General features: G+C 71.5%; 14 protein-coding genes. 7 read left to right on the forward strand and 7 right to left on the reverse strand.

What is annotated here, in order from left to right; genetic code table 11:
* Position 1: 1 nt before the first annotated feature.
* Positions 2-1,024 carry a hypothetical protein gene (locus ACQEVZ_RS52070; RefSeq protein ID WP_433382996.1) on the reverse strand — a complete coding sequence of 341 codons (1,023 nt, stop codon included), beginning with the start codon at positions 1,022-1,024 and terminating at the stop codon, positions 2-4.
* Positions 1,025-1,115: 91 nt separating this feature from the next.
* On the opposite strand from ACQEVZ_RS52070, the gene lepB reads away from it, so the two are divergent.
* Positions 1,116-1,631, forward strand: a complete 516-nt coding sequence (lepB, locus tag ACQEVZ_RS52075) for a signal peptidase I (RefSeq protein ID WP_433382998.1) — start codon at positions 1,116-1,118, stop codon at positions 1,629-1,631.
* Between the two features lie 40 nt (positions 1,632-1,671).
* On the opposite strand, the gene ACQEVZ_RS52080 is transcribed toward lepB, so the two are convergent.
* Both ACQEVZ_RS52080 and ACQEVZ_RS52085 read right to left on the reverse strand, forming a co-directional pair.
* Entirely contained in the window at positions 1,672-4,323 is a 2,652-nt protein-coding gene (locus ACQEVZ_RS52080) for a fibronectin type III domain-containing protein (protein WP_433383000.1), read from the reverse strand.
* A gap of 22 nt (positions 4,324-4,345) precedes the next feature.
* Complete coding sequence (locus tag ACQEVZ_RS52085) at positions 4,346-5,695, reverse strand: DUF4832 domain-containing protein (RefSeq protein WP_433383002.1); 1,350 nt, start codon at positions 5,693-5,695, stop codon at positions 4,346-4,348.
* A gap of 535 nt (positions 5,696-6,230) precedes the next feature.
* Here ACQEVZ_RS52085 and ACQEVZ_RS52090 point away from each other — a divergent pair.
* From ACQEVZ_RS52090 to ACQEVZ_RS52115, 6 genes are all read left to right on the forward strand, one after another.
* Entirely contained in the window at positions 6,231-6,683 is a 453-nt protein-coding gene (locus ACQEVZ_RS52090; protein ID WP_433383004.1) for a hypothetical protein, read from the forward strand.
* 133 nt (positions 6,684-6,816) lie between these two features.
* Positions 6,817-7,584, forward strand: coding sequence for a trypsin-like serine peptidase (locus ACQEVZ_RS52095; RefSeq protein ID WP_433383006.1), 768 nt, complete (start codon positions 6,817-6,819; stop codon positions 7,582-7,584).
* Positions 7,585-7,594: 10 nt separating this feature from the next.
* Positions 7,595-8,662 carry a hypothetical protein gene (locus ACQEVZ_RS52100; RefSeq protein WP_433383008.1) on the forward strand — a complete coding sequence of 356 codons (1,068 nt, stop codon included), beginning with the start codon at positions 7,595-7,597 and terminating at the stop codon, positions 8,660-8,662.
* 236 nt (positions 8,663-8,898) lie between these two features.
* Positions 8,899-10,128 (forward strand): serine hydrolase domain-containing protein, encoded by a 1,230-nt coding sequence (locus ACQEVZ_RS52105; protein ID WP_433383010.1) that lies wholly within the window; start codon positions 8,899-8,901, stop codon positions 10,126-10,128.
* Positions 10,129-10,221: 93 nt separating this feature from the next.
* Complete coding sequence (locus ACQEVZ_RS52110) at positions 10,222-11,301, forward strand: ricin-type beta-trefoil lectin domain protein (protein WP_433383012.1); 1,080 nt, start codon at positions 10,222-10,224, stop codon at positions 11,299-11,301.
* A gap of 58 nt (positions 11,302-11,359) precedes the next feature.
* Positions 11,360-11,638, forward strand: a complete 279-nt coding sequence (locus ACQEVZ_RS52115; protein WP_344498712.1) for a hypothetical protein — start codon at positions 11,360-11,362, stop codon at positions 11,636-11,638.
* A gap of 15 nt (positions 11,639-11,653) precedes the next feature.
* On the opposite strand, the gene ACQEVZ_RS52120 is transcribed toward ACQEVZ_RS52115, so the two are convergent.
* The 4 genes from ACQEVZ_RS52120 to ACQEVZ_RS52135 are packed head-to-tail and all read right to left on the reverse strand — an operon-like array spanning position 11,654 to position 14,704.
* Positions 11,654-12,463 (reverse strand): IclR family transcriptional regulator domain-containing protein, encoded by an 810-nt coding sequence (locus tag ACQEVZ_RS52120; RefSeq protein ID WP_344498710.1) that lies wholly within the window; start codon positions 12,461-12,463, stop codon positions 11,654-11,656.
* 59 nt (positions 12,464-12,522) lie between these two features.
* A complete protein-coding gene (locus ACQEVZ_RS52125) occupies positions 12,523-13,482 on the reverse strand; it encodes a quinone oxidoreductase family protein (RefSeq protein WP_433383015.1) in 960 nt (319 codons plus the stop codon).
* A complete protein-coding gene (locus ACQEVZ_RS52130; protein WP_344498706.1) occupies positions 13,482-13,844 on the reverse strand; it encodes a hypothetical protein in 363 nt (120 codons plus the stop codon). Before ACQEVZ_RS52130 ends, ACQEVZ_RS52125 begins: the two co-directional genes overlap by 1 nt.
* Entirely contained in the window at positions 13,841-14,704 is an 864-nt protein-coding gene (locus tag ACQEVZ_RS52135) for an extradiol ring-cleavage dioxygenase (protein ID WP_354904133.1), read from the reverse strand. The genes ACQEVZ_RS52130 and ACQEVZ_RS52135 overlap by 4 nt, the downstream gene beginning before the upstream one ends.
* Position 14,705: the final 1 nt, after the last annotated feature.

The following is a 14,705-nucleotide window of genomic DNA, read 5'->3' on the forward strand; positions in this document are numbered from 1 at the left end:
TTCAGTTCCAGTTCGAGGCGGCGGACGTCGTCAGGTGGCAGGTTTCGCAGATGTACAGGCTGCGGAAGCCGTCGCCGTCGCCGCGGAGGTGGTTGGTCACCGTGGCGACATGGAACATGAGCCGGTGGCAGGAGCGGCACGACGGGTTCGAGTAGACGCCGATGGGTGGGCCACCGACGGTGCCGAACACGTCCGGTGTCGACATGATGTGGCCGTTGCAGTAGGTCAGGGTGTCGTCGTACGGGCGGAGCACAACCATGGCGCGGCCGTCCGGGCCGTCGTTGTCGCGTTCGTCCTCGTCGTCCGGCGTGCCGGCCTCGACGGACTCGTCGTGCCAGCGGCCGTCCTCGCCGACGGCGCCGGTGACGCCCCAGCTGAGGCTCGTATCGAGCAGGTGCAGGTGCTCGGCCGGCCACGCCGGCACGCCGGGGAGGGCGGCGGCGCGCAGGGACAGGTAGTGCCAGTTGACCGGGGTGGTCTCCGGGTCCCGGACGACCCGGTCCAGCGGCAGGCCGACCGGGTGCTCCGCGGCCAGCAGCTCGGCCAGGTCGGCCACCGGCCGGCGCTCCACGGCCAGCTGGTGCGACGAGAACCGCTGCTGGAGCGGGCCCGTAGGCGGGGTCCAGAAACCGACGTACTCCAGGTCGCTCGCGCCGCGCTGGCCTCGGGCGAGGTCGGCCGCCACGGTGAGTGCCGCTTCGGTACCGATGGCCGCGAGCACTTCGAGCACATACCGTGCGGGACGGGCGGCCAGGTGCTCCACGCAGTGTTCCGGGGCGCCGCGGAGCAACACGCACATCGCGCCGAACGGGACCGAGAAGCCGCTGAGCAGTTCCAGGATGACCCGCTCCTGATGCGGGCGGAACCACTCAGGATGAGCACCCGCCACATAGTCGAAGTGGTCGTAGAGGGTCTCGCTGAGCTCGCGGTCGGTGGCGGCCTGGCCGAGCAGCTCGACCAACGCTGTGACGTCGGCCGGGCTGTCGACCGGAAACACCGGGCGTCGGTGGGTCTCGAACGGCATGCGCCGGACCGTACCGCGCCCTCCTTGCAATTCACGTGCAACAGGTTCAGTGGGCCGCACGGGCGTCCACGGATCTGGCAGGATCGGCCGGATGAGAAGGGTGTGGCCGGTAGTGGTCGTCCTCGCGCTCGCCGGTTGCGGTGGGGCGCCCTCGGACGAGACCGAGCAGTTCACGCAGGGCGGGGTCAGCATGGAGCCGGCGGTCAAGGCCGGCCAGGTCATCACCGTGCGGAAGGTCGCGAAGGGGTACACGCCGAAGCGCGGCGACGTCGTGCTGTTCCGCGGCGACCGGGCCGGCTGGGTCAACACCACGACGCCGCTGCTGAAGCGGGTCGTGGCCGTCGGCGGCGAGACGGTCGCCTGCTGCGACGTGGCCGGCAAGGTGACGGTCGACGGGCAGCCGCTGGACGAGCCGTACGTGGTCGAGAACGCGCCGCTCGACGTGCCGCCGGAGCCGCAGTCGTGCGAGCCGCGCCGGTTCGGGCCGGTGAAGGTGCCCGCGGACGCCCTGTTCCTCATGGGTGACAACCGGACCCGGTCCAACGATTCCCGCTGCGCCGGCCCGGTCCCCGTCACCGCGGTCCACGGGGTGATGACGACGAAGTAGCGCCCGGCCGGGGCGCAGGGCCCCGGCCGGGCGGACCGCGTCAGACGAAGCTGATGCTGTCGATGGTGACGGTGGAGCTGCCGCCGTACCAGAAGCCCATCGTCAGCTGCGACGGCGAGTTCCGGCTGATCCCGTTGGCCACCAGCGGGATCCGGATGTCCTGGTAGGACGTGGTGAGGGCGGGGTGGGCGCCGCCGTCGAGGGTGTAGTCGGCGAACACCTTCGTGGTGCCGCCGAGGCCCAGGTTGAAGTGGGTCTGCTCGCCGCCGGCCGCACCCTTGACCCGGATCACCAGGTAGGTGCGGTTGCTGAGGTCGACGCCGACGTCGGAGCCGAACCAGCCGCAGTTGTTGTACCGCAGGCTCAGCGCCCCGCCGGTGACGACGCCGGAGCCGCCGCCGTCGAGGAAGCAGTTGCCGCCGGTCCACCTACCCAGGTCGTTCTGCGCCGCCGACGGGTACGCCGGGCTGCCGTCGAAGTCGTCCAGCAGCAGGCCGGCCGGGGCGGCCGGGGTCGTCACCGTCACCGCGCCGGAGGCCGGCGAGCGGTTGCCGGCCGCGTCGCGGGCCTTCACCGTGTAGGTGTACACAGTGGACGGAGACAGGCCGGTGTCGGTGAACGAGGTGCCGGTCGGCGTCCCGACCGGGGTGGACCCCCGGAACACCTCATAGCCGGTGACGCCGACGTTGTCGGTCGACGGGGACCACGTCAGCGAGACGCTGGTGCCCCCGGCGGACGCGGTCAGGCCCGTCGGAGCGGTCGGCGCCGTGCAGTCCCCCGCGCAGCCGGTCGTCGTCGCGCTGACGGGAGCGGACGGGCCGGACACGTTGCCGGCGGCGTCGACGGCGCGCACCGTGTACTGCGACGTCTGCCCGGACGGGCGGCCGGTGTCGGTGAACGTCGTCCCGGTCACGGTGCCGACCTGGGTGCCGTCGCGGAGCACCTGGTAGCCGGTGACGCCCACGTTGTCCGTCGACGGCGACCAGGACAGTCCCACGCTCGACGAGGTCACGCCCGTGACCGCCAGCCCCGCCGGCACCGACGGCGCGACACAGTCACCGGTGCAGGTGCCGGACGTGGAGACGGCGCCGAGGTTCACCCACCCGTCGGTGCCCTGGTTGGCGTTGGCGAAGGACAGCGGCAGCGCGGGCCGCCACTGGTCGATGACCCAGTCGGTGAGGCGGCTGGCCGCGGGGCGGGCCCGCAGCACGGCAGGCGTGACCGTCTCCAGTGGGTTGCGGACCTTCAGCACCAGGCTGTACGACCCGGCGGGTACCCCGGCGGTGCTGAGCGTGGTGGAGAAGTTCACCGGCCGGCCGTAGTCGAGGTAGCCGGCGCCGGCGTTCCAGTCCGGGAACGCCCGGATCTTCAGCGGCTGCACCTGCCGCAGGTCCCAGCTCGTGTCCCAGGTCTTCACGATGGTGCCGGCGGCGTCGCGCAGCCCGATGACGGTCGTCCACGGGTAGTAGAACGGTGCGACGCCGGTGTTCTGCATCGTGACGCCGACCTTGAACGTGCCGGCCGCGGTGGCGTTGAAGTTGGCCTGCGGGATGTGCAGGTTGTAGCCCATCTTGCGGACGCCCGCGGCGACCTTCGGGTCGCTGGTGCTGTACCCGCCGGCGCCGGTCTGGTTGATCATCCAGGTGATGTGGGTGAGCTCGGTCGCGGCGAGGACGTCGTCGACCTGGTTCGACCCGTTGGGCCAGTCGGTGTAGAGGCTGCCCTGGATCTCGGGCCGGGCCTCGCCGCCGATCGACTGGGTGGTCCACCGGTTCTCGGTGCCGGTGTTGAGCTGCAGCTGCAGGAACGCGTCGTCCCAGCCGTTCATCGACATCGGCAGGGTCATGCCCTTGAGCTGCCCGCCGCGCCATTCCTTGTACGGCCACGAGTCGTCGTGGAAGCCGATGTTCGCGGTCTCCGTGCCGGCGAGGGGGTAGCGGACCTCCAGCTGGATGTTGCTGAACGCCGCGTCGTACGCGCCGATGATGGTGCGGATCGTCGCGTCGGTCGGCATCAGATCCGGGTAGCCGTCGGCGACGTCCCGGTCGTAGGGCCAGGTGTGCCACTCGCCCCACAGCCCGACGAGGCCGAGCGACATGAACCCGATGCGCGGGTCGGCGGTGCCGCCCGGCCCGGCCCGGTCGTAGCGCTGGGCGAACGCGTTGATGAAGCTGGTGAGCGCGGCGACGACGTCGGGGTCGTCGTAGTCGGGGCTGACGGTGCCCCAGAAGCCGTTGGTGCGCAGGGCCATCTTGCCGTTCAGGCACGGCGGGATGCCGTTGCCCGGGTGGGTGCCGCTGCCGCCGGGGTATTCGACGTAGAAGCGGAACGCGACCTGGCGGCCCCAGACGGCGGCCTCGTCGAGGGCCTTCTCGAACACGCTCCAGTCGAACACGGCGCAGCTGGCCGGGTCCTTCATGACCTCGTTGAGGGCGAAGTAGCTCCAGACGAGGCCGCCGGGGTACTTCGTGGACAGGTTGTCGCCGGGGAACAGGTAGGGGGCGAAGCCTTTCAACGGCTGCCCGAGCGGGGCGTCGGCGTAGGTGTACGTGTGGGTGGTGAGGCTGGTGTCGGCCCCGGGCCCGGCGGCGGGCCGGGGTGGTGGCCCGGCCGGGGCCGCGGTCGCGGCGGAGGCGGGCAGCAGGGACAGGACCAGGGTCGCCGCGGCGGCCAGGATACGCAGGGATCGCATGGGCGGTGCTCCCTTTCAGCGGTCAGAGGGTGCCGAGCGTGAGCCAGCCGGTGCTGGTGTTCTGGGCGGTGTTGGCGAACCGCAGCGGGATCCCGTTGCGGAGCGGGTTGTCCACCCGCATGACGACGGTGTGGCGGCCGGGGCGCAGGCCGCGGGTGTCGATGCGCGCGGACAGCGTCGTCGTGTCCTGACCCGGCTGGATGCCGGCCATGCTCCATCCGGTGTGCCAGCGCCGCTCGACGCGGCCGCGACTGTCCACAATGGCCAGCTCGGCCCGCCAGTCGGCGTAGAACGGTGCGACACCGCGGTTCTCGACGCGGACGGTGACGCGGTCGCGGGCCAGCGCCGCCCCGGTGACGGTCAGCTCGTAGCCGAGGGACCGCGCGCCGGCGAGGGCCCGCTGGTACTTGTCGCCGGTGAACCCGCCGCCGGTGAACGCCGCGTGGTTGATCAGCCACGAGGCATGGGTCTGCGCGACGGACTCGGCGTAGTTCTCGTACTGCGGGCAGGAGACGGGCTCGTCCCACAGGCAGGACTGGATCTCCGGGCGCAGCTCGCCGCCGACGGGCTGGGTGCGCCACTTGTCGGTGACGCCGTTGTCGATGAGGCGCTGCACGAAGTGCCACGACGTGGGCGGCAGCGTCTCGAACGCGAACGAGTCGTCGTGGTAGCCGACGTTCAGCGGCCTGTTCTCCGGGCTGGGGTAGCGGGCCAGCAGGAACGTCTTGTCGAAGGCCGCCTCGTACCGGCCGAGGATGCGGGTCAGCACGTCGGTGCCCGGCATCCAGTTCTCGGGCTGGGTCCATCCGTCGTAGGGCCAGGTGTGCCACTCGCCCCAGAAACCGATGAGGCCCAGGGTGATGTACCCGATGCGGGGGTCGCCGTCGTACCGGCGGCCGAGCGCGGTGATGAAGTTCTCCAGCGCCGTGACGAGCCGCGGGTCACTGTAGTCGGGCGCGACGCTGACGCCGTTGTTGCCGAAGTCCTGGTACGGGCGGGCGACGAGCCCGGCGTCGAGCAGGTACTGCGGGATGCCGGTCGGCTTGCCCGGGTAGTCGAGGTAGAACCGGAACACGGCCTGGTGGCCCCGGCCGGCGACGGCGTCGAGCTGCCGCTCGAAGGCGCCCCAGCGGAACTGCTCCGGTCCGGTCATGACGTCGCGCAACGGCAGGTAGAACCACTCCATGCTGTGCGGGAACGTCTCGTAGTCGCCGGCGAACGGCATGAACCCCTTGAGCGGGTTGTCGGCCGGCGCGGCCGCGTAGGTGAGGGACTTCCACTGCGGTGTGGCGGGATGGGCGGCGGCGGGCGTGCCGGCGCCAAGGGTGAGTGCTGTCAGCAGGGCGGCGGTGAGGCGGAGGGTTCGTCTCATCTGGGTCCTCGGCTCGGAAGAAGTCGGCTGACGAGGGCATGGTTCAGTGACACCTCGTCGGCCCGGGCGGAAGGCTTTACGCAGAGGTGTTGACTAACTTTAGAAGGACTACATCATTATTCGAGAAGCGGGCGGCTGGCAAGAGCCAACCTGGACGGGATCGGGACCGGCCGATGGAGCCGCCCCGGCACGGGGTCCGGGGGCGACGGCCCACCCGGGTCGAAGCCGCCGCACGGGGTGGGTGGAACGGCGGCTGCCCCAGGCACGTTTGCCGAGGTGGGGAGCAGTTTCACCAATCGCGCGACGGTTCAACCGCGCGGTGGTGAAGAAACAGACCCGCAACAGCCGCACTGGTCGCGACCCAGGTGCACGTTCGCCGACAGGCATGCCGCACGAAATCCATGACACTTCATCCGTGGCACACCCGTGCCCGGATCGATGACGGGGGACGACGTGGACACCTAGCACCTACGGGCAGGGCACGGTCATCACCGCCACCAACAACTACCCGGCCGATCTCGGCTCGGTGCTCACTGTGGACAGTCCGTCCGGGACCGGCGAGGTCCATCAGGGCGGCCAGTCCGGCAGCCTCGAGATCGACAACGGGGTCCAGCAGCGGTTCACCGCCGGCATCTGCACCCTCGACACGACCGGCAACTACCAGCCGTCCGGCGCGTTCACGCTCTACGGCAACAGCACCGACCTGTTCCAGCCCATCCTCAAGGCCGCGTTCTTCTTCGCGACCCGCCCGTACAGCAACGGCACCGTCATCCAGCAGGCGGTCACGCAGGGCATCTTCGTGGACTTCACCAACGCCCCGAACGGCAGCCGCGAGGTCACCTACAACATCGACGGCGGGTGGGAGTACTCCGGCAAACCGTGGGGACAGCTGATCGCCTCCCGGGAGATGCTCACCAGCCTCCTGATCATCCAGGACCCGGCTCTCGTCGCCCAGAACGCGGAGCGGGAGAAGGCCTTCGCCTCCTGACCCGTCGGACCCCATGAGGGCGTGCCGTGCCGCACCGCGACGGCGCGGCACGCCCTGCCCCTCCGGTCGACGCCCCGGCCGATCACCGCGCTCCGCCGGCCGTCGGCCGCCAGCCCCGAAGGAGCCAGCGCCGATGTCTGTCCAGACCGTGTTCCCAGACGACAACCGGGTCCGCTACGACCCGACCGACGTCAGCCCGGCCTGCTGGGTCGCCTACATCAGCAGCACGTTCCCCAGCGGAGCGGTGCTGCTGAGCACCGGCACGCTGGTCGCCCCCGACCAGGTCCTGACCTGCGCGCACGCCCTGCACTGCGACGACTACGGCGGAAGGGCCAGGTCGGTCGAGGTGACCCTCGCGCTCAACGGCGGCGTCACACCGTTCGGCCCGCCCGTGCGCGCCACCGGCTGGCAGGTGCCCGAGGAGTACCGGATCGCCGGTGCGCCGTACCCGCCGGGGCAGGTGCTCGACGCCACCCGGTACATCTACGACTTCGGGCTGATCACCCTGTCGGCGCCGCTGAACCCGGCCAGGGGCCTGTACCCCGAGATCACGGTCGCCGCCAACGAGCAGCTGCGCGGCGCCGAGGTGAACATCGCCGGATACCCCGGGGACAAGATACCCGGCACCATGTGGAACGGATCCGGCAAGCTGCCCACCGAGGTCGACCAGCACCTGCTCTTCTACCGGATCAGCACCTTCCCCGGCCAGAGCGGCGCCGCCATCCGCATGGCGAGCCCCCCGCCGAAGCCCACCTTCGGTGTCGTCGGCATCCACGTCGCCGGCTACGGCGACGAGGCCAACTTCGCGGTCCGGATCAATGCCGAGGTGTACGCGCAGATCATGGCGTGGATGCCCGCCGACGACACCGCCCGGCTCGCCCCCGCGGGCACGGCAAGGTAGGGGGACGCTCATGCAGATCGACCCTGTCTTCTTCAACGCCGGCCGCTGGGGCCTCGGCTACGACCCCGCCGTCGGCGAGTGGTCGGAAGAGCACGTGCAGCCGATGCTGGACATGATCGGCGGCGTGCTGCCGGACCGCGGACCGCTGCGGCCGGTGATGTACACCAACGCAAGCAGCGACGACCCCGCCAACCTGCCGTCCCACATCCGGGCGGAGTGCCCGGAGCTCCCCCGCCCGCTGTTCAGCACGCCCGTCGGCGCGCACAACGGCGACAGCCGCAACAACGGGGCGACGAAGGCGACGACGTTCTGCTGTGCGTTCGACAAGTGGCTGTCGGCGCTGCCGCAATGGCATCCCTACTTCGCCGTCATCGACTCCAACGAGTGTCATCACCTGTCGGTGCCGCTGTCGGCGTGGGCGTTGCGCCCGACGCCACCGGACCGGGCGAGGATCGTCGTGAACTTCGACGCCCACGCCGACATCCAGACCGGCGTCCCGGTCACCAGGCCGCTGCGCTGCGACAACTGGGGTCTCTACGTGCTGCGGCCGATCGGCGACGTGTACCCGCAGGCGGCGGCGGACATGTACGTCGGCATCGGCAACAACACCGGGTCGCCGACGCCGTGGGGGGACAGCTTCGCCTTCGCACGATGGGGCACCCTGACCAAGACGCCCCTCGGCCCGGGTGACATGGCCACACAGCTCGACGCGGTCATCACGCTGCTCGACCGGCAGCAGCAGTGGTCCGGGTACGACCTGTACATCTCCGTGGACCGCGACATCGAGTCGTCCAGCTTCACCGACTACGGCGACGGCAGGTACACCCCCAACGACGTGTGGGCCAGGGTCGCGGACTTCATCCGGGCCGCGCAGGCACGGGGGGTGCGCTGCGTCGGCTTCGACATCTGCGGGCTCCCCACCATCAACGGGCGCAGCAGGATCTCCGACGACTGGTCGGAGGAGCAGCGCATCGACCGCGCCCTGGAAGACATCGTGGCGTTCACCGAGGCGATCGACAGGCTGCCGGAGGCGGCACCCCCGCCGCTTCCTCAGGACCGGCTGGTGTCCAGCGGGTAGGCCCGCCGCACCCGCGGCCGGCCCTCGCACGGCCGGCCGCGGGTCAGGCCCCGGTGCGCGGCGACCCCGCCCGGGCCAGGTGGAGTGCGTTGCCGAAGCCGTCGTTGATCACGAGCGCGCGGCGGCGGACGCTGTGCGGGCCCGTCAGGCCGTGTCAGTGCGCTGTTGGTGCGCTGTCAGCGGCGGCGGCCATCGTTCTGGCGTCACAGCAGGAAGCGCACAAGGAGAGCACGATCATGGAACACGGCACGAGCGGATTCACCAAGGCGGGGCTGGGCCGGCTGCGCGACGTGCTGGCGCGGCACGTCGACTCCGGGAAGGTCCCCGGTCTCGTCGCCCTGGTGGCGCGGGGCGACGGGACGCACGTCGAGGCGCTGGGCACGATGCGCCACGACGGCGGCCCGCCGATGCGCCGGGACACGATCTTCCGGATGGCCTCGACGTCGAAGCCGGTCTCGGTGGCGGCGGCGATGGTGCTGCTCGACGAGTGCCGGCTGCGGCTGGACGACCCGGTGGAGCCGTGGCTGCCCGAGCTCGCCGACCGGCAGGTGCTCAAGCGGCTCGACGGCCCGCTGGACGACACCGTGCCGGCGCGCCGGCCGATCACCGTGCGGGACGTGCTGACCTCGACGTTCGGGCTCGGCATGGACCTGACCGCGCTGGGCACCCCGATCATGGGCGCGGTGTTCGAGCAGGGGCTCACGCCCGACCTGCCGACGCCGATGCCCGAGCCGGACGAGTGGATGCGCCGCCTCGGCACGCTGCCGCTGATGCACCAGCCCGGCGAGCGGTGGCAGTACCACATCAGCAGCGACCTGCTCGGTGTGCTCGTGGCCAGGGTGACCGGCCAGCCGTTCGAGACCGTCCTGCGGGAGCGCGTCTTCGAGCCGCTGGGCATGAAGGACACCGGTTTCCACGTCCCCGCCGGCGATCTCGACCGGCTGCCTCCGCTGTACGCCCCGGACCCGCAGACCGGCGAGTTCCACGTCTGGGACCCGGCCGACGGCGGGCGCCACAGCCGGCCCCCGGCGTTCCCAGGCGGCGGCGGGGGCCTCAACTCCACCGTCGACGACTACCACGCGTACTTCCGGATGCTGCTCGACCAGGGCATGCACCGCGGCGAGCGGATCCTGTCCCGGCCCGCCGTCGACCTGATGACCACGAACCGGCTCACCCCCACGCAGCAGGCCGCCCGGCACGCCATGGCCACCGACAACGTCCACCTGTCGTTCGGCCAGGGGCAGCACGGCGGCTGGGGCTTCGGGATGGCGGTGCGCACCCACCGCGGCGACTACGCGCCCGTCGGCCAGTTCGGCTGGGACGGCGGCAGCGGCACCTCGACCTACGCCGACCCGCGGCACCAGGTCGTCGGCATCCTGCTCACCCAGGTCGGCATGTCCGTGCCGGACGCGGCCCGCCTCATCCACGACTTCTGGACCACGACCTACCAGGCGATCGACGAATAGGCACCGAGGGCGGGGGCAACGTATTGACAGAAATCTGTTAGTCAGGTTACCTGTCCGTTGTCCCCGCCCGCCTGACGTCGTCTGGAGCCCGCCATGCGCAGACCGATCCTGGCGCTCGCGTCCGTCGCGCTGTCCCTGGTCGCGACCGCCGCCTACGCCCTCACCACCCAGTCCGCGGCGCTCGCCGCCGGACCCACCGCCGCCCAGCTGCTCGCCAAGACCTCCACCTGCAGCCAGGTCTCCAACGGCCGCTACGCGACCGACGACGGCGGCGCGGAGACCGTCGCGATCTGCAAGAACGGCTCGGCGTACTTCTGGACCGCCGACATGGACATCGACTGCGACGGCATCTCCACCGCCCACTGCAACGCCTCGACCGACCCCTGGTACCAGGCGCAGACCTCGTTCACCACGTCGACCGGCGCGTACTTCACCTCGGACGTGACCCGCTACTTCGTCGTGCCGCTGCCCAGCAGCCGCTTCACGTACTCCGCCAACGGCATCCGCGCCGGCAGCGTCGCCGCGGTCGTCTACAACGGCAAGGTCGCCTACGCCGTCTTCGCCGACGAGGGCCCCAGCAACATCATCGGCGAGGGCTCCTACGCCCTGGCGGTCGCGCTCGGCATCGACCCGAACCCCGCCAGCGGCGGCACCGCCGGCCCGGTCACGTTCATCGTCTTCCCCAGCAGCGTGCCGAGCCCCGTGGAGAGCAACACCGCCATCGACGCCACCGGCGCCGCGGCCGCCACCGCCTGGGTCGGGAGCACCACCCCGCCGCCCACCACCACGCCGCCTGGCTCCGTCGGCCCGATCCACGGCTACGGCGGCAAGTGCGTCGACGTCGCCGGCGCGAGCAGCGCCAACGGCACCGCGGTCCAGTTGTACGACTGCAACGGCACCGCCGCCCAGAGCTGGGCCCGACTGGCGGACGGCACCGTGCGCGCCCTCGGCAAGTGCATGGACGTGACCGCCGCCGGCACCGCCAACGGCACCAAGGTCCAGCTGTACGACTGCAACGGCACCGCGGCGCAGCGCTGGACCCGCACCGGGTCGACCCTGGTCAACGCCGGCTCCGGCAAGTGCCTCGACGCGGCCGGTCCCAGCTCCGCCAACGGCACCCGCCTGCAGATCTGGACCTGCACCGGCGCGGCCAACCAGGTCTGGACCTACTGAACCCGCACCGTCACACGGCCGGAGGGCGCCGCACCGCCGGCCGTGTGATGATGCGGCGGTGCAGCCACCGCCACCGCCACGACCGTCCAGGGTCTTCCGGGCCAACGACATCGCCACCGGCCGCGCCGTCCTGGACGGCTACCCCTTCCGGTACATCGTCATCGGCCCCTCCATGTCGTTCTCGACCGCGATCGGCGCCGCCGTCAACCCCAGCGCCGGCCAGAACGCCCTGCTCGACGAGGTCCTGACCGCCGTGGAGTACCTGGAGACCCGTGGCTGGGAGCTCGTCAGCATGGACCAGGGCTTCGTCGCCTGCCTCCGCCGCGTCGCCCGCTGAGCCCCGGCCCGCGGCTCAGGTGCGGGCGGGCAGGTCGAGCTGGGGCCGGGACTGCCACAGCGCCCAGTCGGAGCTGATCGCGCCGGCCGCCCGCTGCAGGTGCGGCAGGTGCCGGTCCAGCAGCGTCTTGGTGGTGGTCTCCGCGGAGTTGACCGTCACGTTCATCGCCGCGCGGACCTCGCCGCGGCCGTCGCGGATCGGCACGGCGACGGAACGGATGCCGGGGGCGAGCTCGTTGTCGGCCACGGCGAAGCCGCGCGCGTTGACCTCGCGCAGCATGGTGTCGAGGGTGGCGCGGCTGTGCCGCACCCACGGCTCGATGCCCGACCGGCTGGGCGTGGCGAGGACCTCGTCGAGCCGCGCCGGGGGCAGCGCGGCGAGCAGGACCTTGCCCTGCGAGGTGACGGCCGCGGGGAAGCGGGTGCCGATCTGCACCCGCAGGGCGATGATCTTCGGTACGGCGACCCGGGCCAGATAGACGATGTCGGAGCCGTCCAACTGGGTGATCGAGGAGGACTCGCCGGTGGCGGCCACGAGCCGCTCCATGTGCGGGCGGGCCATGTCCCACAGCGAGAGCGCACCCACATACGCCATGCCGAGCTCCAGGACCCGCGGGGTCAGCTCGTGGCCGCCGGCCGTGGCCCGCACGTAGCCGAGCTCCTCCAGGGTCAGCAGGATGCGGCGGGCGGTGGGGCGGGCCAGACCGGTGGCGGCGGCGACCTCGGCGAGCGTCATCCTGGGGTGGTCGGCGTGAAACGCGCGGATCACGTCCAGCCCGCGGGCCAGGGCCTCGATGAAGTCCGGTCCTTCTCCGCGCTGTGCCATCGCCGCCTCAAGGTGTTGTGATTGATACGCAGAGCGAGACTAACCCGAGCCCGCACCGGTCACGGGACGACCACCAGGCGCCGGGGCGCCTGCCCGGCCGCCTGGGCGGCCCACGCGGGGCCGATCTCGGCGAGGGGAACCGCGTCGTGCTCGACGACGAGCCGGCCGGCGGCCGCGTGGTCCGCGAGGTACCGCATCGTGGCGGCCTTCTCCGCTGCGCTCAGCTCCGTGTTGGTGTAGCCGAGGATCCGCAGCGACCCGCTGCGCAGCGTCGCGGAGTCCAGCGGCGCCACCTCGCCCGCGGCGCTGCCGAGGTTGACCAGGCGACCGCCGCGGCGCAGGGTGCGCAGCGCGGCCGCGGCCGGGGTCCCGAACAGCGGGTCGAGCACGAGGTCGACCGGGCCGTCGGTCACGTCCTGGAGGCGGCGGGCGAGGGTCGCCACGTCGTCGGCGTCGCGGATGGCGACCACTGCGTCGGCGCCGAGGCGGTGCGCGCGGTCCCGGGCGGCCGCGGACCGGCAGGCGGCGATGACCCGCCGCGCGCCCGCGAGCCGGGCGAGCTGGATCGCGACCTGCCCGACGACCCCGCCGCCGCCCAGGACGAGGACCTGCTCGCCGGGGTGCAGCGCGCCCCGCCACGTGAGGGCCTGCCAGGCGGCGACCGCCGACAGCCCGAGCGCGGCGATGAGCCGGTGGTCGGCGCCCGCGGGCAGCGGCACCACGTCGGCCGACGGCACCGCGACGACCGAGGCCATGCTGCCGTCGCCGGGGCGCATGCCCGCGTCGGTCGGGAACCACACGGCGGTGCCGTCGTCGAGGGTGCCGACGCCCTGCACCCCCGGCACGTACGGCACGGCGGGCGCGCCGAAGTACGAGGTGCCGGAGGCGCACAGCACGTCGAGGGGCGTGATGGGCGCCGCGGTCACCGTGACGGTCACGAGGCCGGCCGAAGGCACCGGAAGCGGTCGCTCGACGACGAGCGGCGGCGAACCGCAGCGGACGATGGTGGCGGCGCGCATCAGGTGGCGATGTCCGGGTAGGGCAGGTCGAAGTGGGCGAGCCGGGCCGCGTACTGCTTCTGGAAGGCGAGCGGCTCGTCGTGGTCACGTTCGAACATCGCGATGAACAGCGTCAGCGTCAGGAACGGGTGGGCGCCGAGGGAGAACAGTGCCACGTAGTCGTGCCCGGTCAGCGCGGCCCGCTCCTCGTCGGTGAGCCGCTGCCAGGTGCTCGCCTCGCCGGTGTGGCCGTTGAGCAGCGCGTTGGCGACGTTCGCCTCCCACCAGGCAACCGTCCCCTGTGCATCGTCGCGGTAGCGCTCGACCAGGGAAGGATCTCTGTCCACTGTGTACAGGAACTTGTTCAGGAGGTATTTCGTCATGACAAAGCTCCTTCCGGGTACCAGGTGAAGTAGGCCTCCATCGTGTGGAAGAGGTCGTAGGTGTCGACGTAGTCGGCCTTCGCGCCGTCGCCGGCGACGCCCATCATGAGCATGAAATCCATGAACCCGTGGGTGGCATTGCCCGGCGCATGCAGGCTGTCGAGGGTCACCTCCGACAGGCAGCCGTCGAGGTCGCCGTTGGCGATCCACTCCACGGCCCGCCGGTCGAACTCGGGGTCGGGGCCGTGTGGGCCGAACTGCCTGGGCCCGCCGAGCTCGAGGGAGAGGTGCCCGGTGCCGATGACGGCGACCCGCAGGTCGCTGGGCCACGACTCGACGAGCTCCCGGATGGTCCGGCCGAGCTGCACGAACCGCTGGGGGCGCGGCAGCGGCGGGGCGAAGATGTTGGTGTAGATCGGCACGATGGGCAGGTCCGCCTCGGGCCGCAGGGTGATGATCGGGCACGTGATGCTGTGGTCGATCCGCAGCTCGTTGCTGAAGGCCAGGTCGAAGCCGGCGTCGAGGCCCTCGCGCAGCACGTGCGCCGAGAGGTCCTCATGGCCGCGCAGCGTCATCCGCGGCAGGCCGAACTCGCGCTCCTCGTTGTACCAGTTGGCGTCGTAGAACGGTGCCTTGCCGACGAGGAACTGCGGCATGTTGTCCAGCCACAGCTGGTGGAAGTGGTCGGAGCCGACCATGACGAGGACGTCGGGCCGGGCACGGGTCAGGGTCTCGCGGAACGCGGTGACCTTGCGGACCCACTCGTCGGCGAACGGCGGGCGGTCCTCGCCGGTGGAGGTGCTGGCCTTGTAGTAGAACGGATGATGGGTCGAGGCGATGACCGCGACTACCTGGGCCATT

The organism is Dactylosporangium sp. CA-152071 (assembly GCF_050936335.1).
GTDB lineage: Bacteria > Actinomycetota > Actinomycetes > Mycobacteriales > Micromonosporaceae > Dactylosporangium > Dactylosporangium maewongense.

What these genes read in the sequence shown, in the direction of transcription:
- ACQEVZ_RS52105 (WP_433383010.1), top strand. Translation starts at nt 8,899, where the DNA reads ATGGAACACGGCACGAGCGGATTCACCAAGGCGGGGCTGGGCCGGCTG.
- ACQEVZ_RS52135 (WP_354904133.1), bottom strand. Translation starts at nt 14,704, where the DNA reads ATGGCCCAGGTAGTCGCGGTCATCGCCTCGACCCATCATCCGTTCTAC.
- ACQEVZ_RS52130 (WP_344498706.1), bottom strand. Translation starts at nt 13,844, where the DNA reads ATGACGAAATACCTCCTGAACAAGTTCCTGTACACAGTGGACAGAGAT.
- ACQEVZ_RS52120 (WP_344498710.1), bottom strand. Translation starts at nt 12,463, where the DNA reads ATGGCACAGCGCGGAGAAGGACCGGACTTCATCGAGGCCCTGGCCCGC.
- ACQEVZ_RS52095 (WP_433383006.1), top strand. Translation starts at nt 6,817, where the DNA reads ATGTCTGTCCAGACCGTGTTCCCAGACGACAACCGGGTCCGCTACGAC.
- ACQEVZ_RS52080 (WP_433383000.1), bottom strand. Translation starts at nt 4,323, where the DNA reads ATGCGATCCCTGCGTATCCTGGCCGCCGCGGCGACCCTGGTCCTGTCC.
- ACQEVZ_RS52070 (WP_433382996.1), bottom strand. Translation starts at nt 1,024, where the DNA reads ATGCCGTTCGAGACCCACCGACGCCCGGTGTTTCCGGTCGACAGCCCG.
- lepB (WP_433382998.1), top strand. Translation starts at nt 1,116, where the DNA reads ATGAGAAGGGTGTGGCCGGTAGTGGTCGTCCTCGCGCTCGCCGGTTGC.
- ACQEVZ_RS52110 (WP_433383012.1), top strand. Translation starts at nt 10,222, where the DNA reads ATGCGCAGACCGATCCTGGCGCTCGCGTCCGTCGCGCTGTCCCTGGTC.
- ACQEVZ_RS52100 (WP_433383008.1), top strand. Translation starts at nt 7,595, where the DNA reads ATGCAGATCGACCCTGTCTTCTTCAACGCCGGCCGCTGGGGCCTCGGC.
- ACQEVZ_RS52085 (WP_433383002.1), bottom strand. Translation starts at nt 5,695, where the DNA reads ATGAGACGAACCCTCCGCCTCACCGCCGCCCTGCTGACAGCACTCACC.
- ACQEVZ_RS52125 (WP_433383015.1), bottom strand. Translation starts at nt 13,482, where the DNA reads ATGCGCGCCGCCACCATCGTCCGCTGCGGTTCGCCGCCGCTCGTCGTC.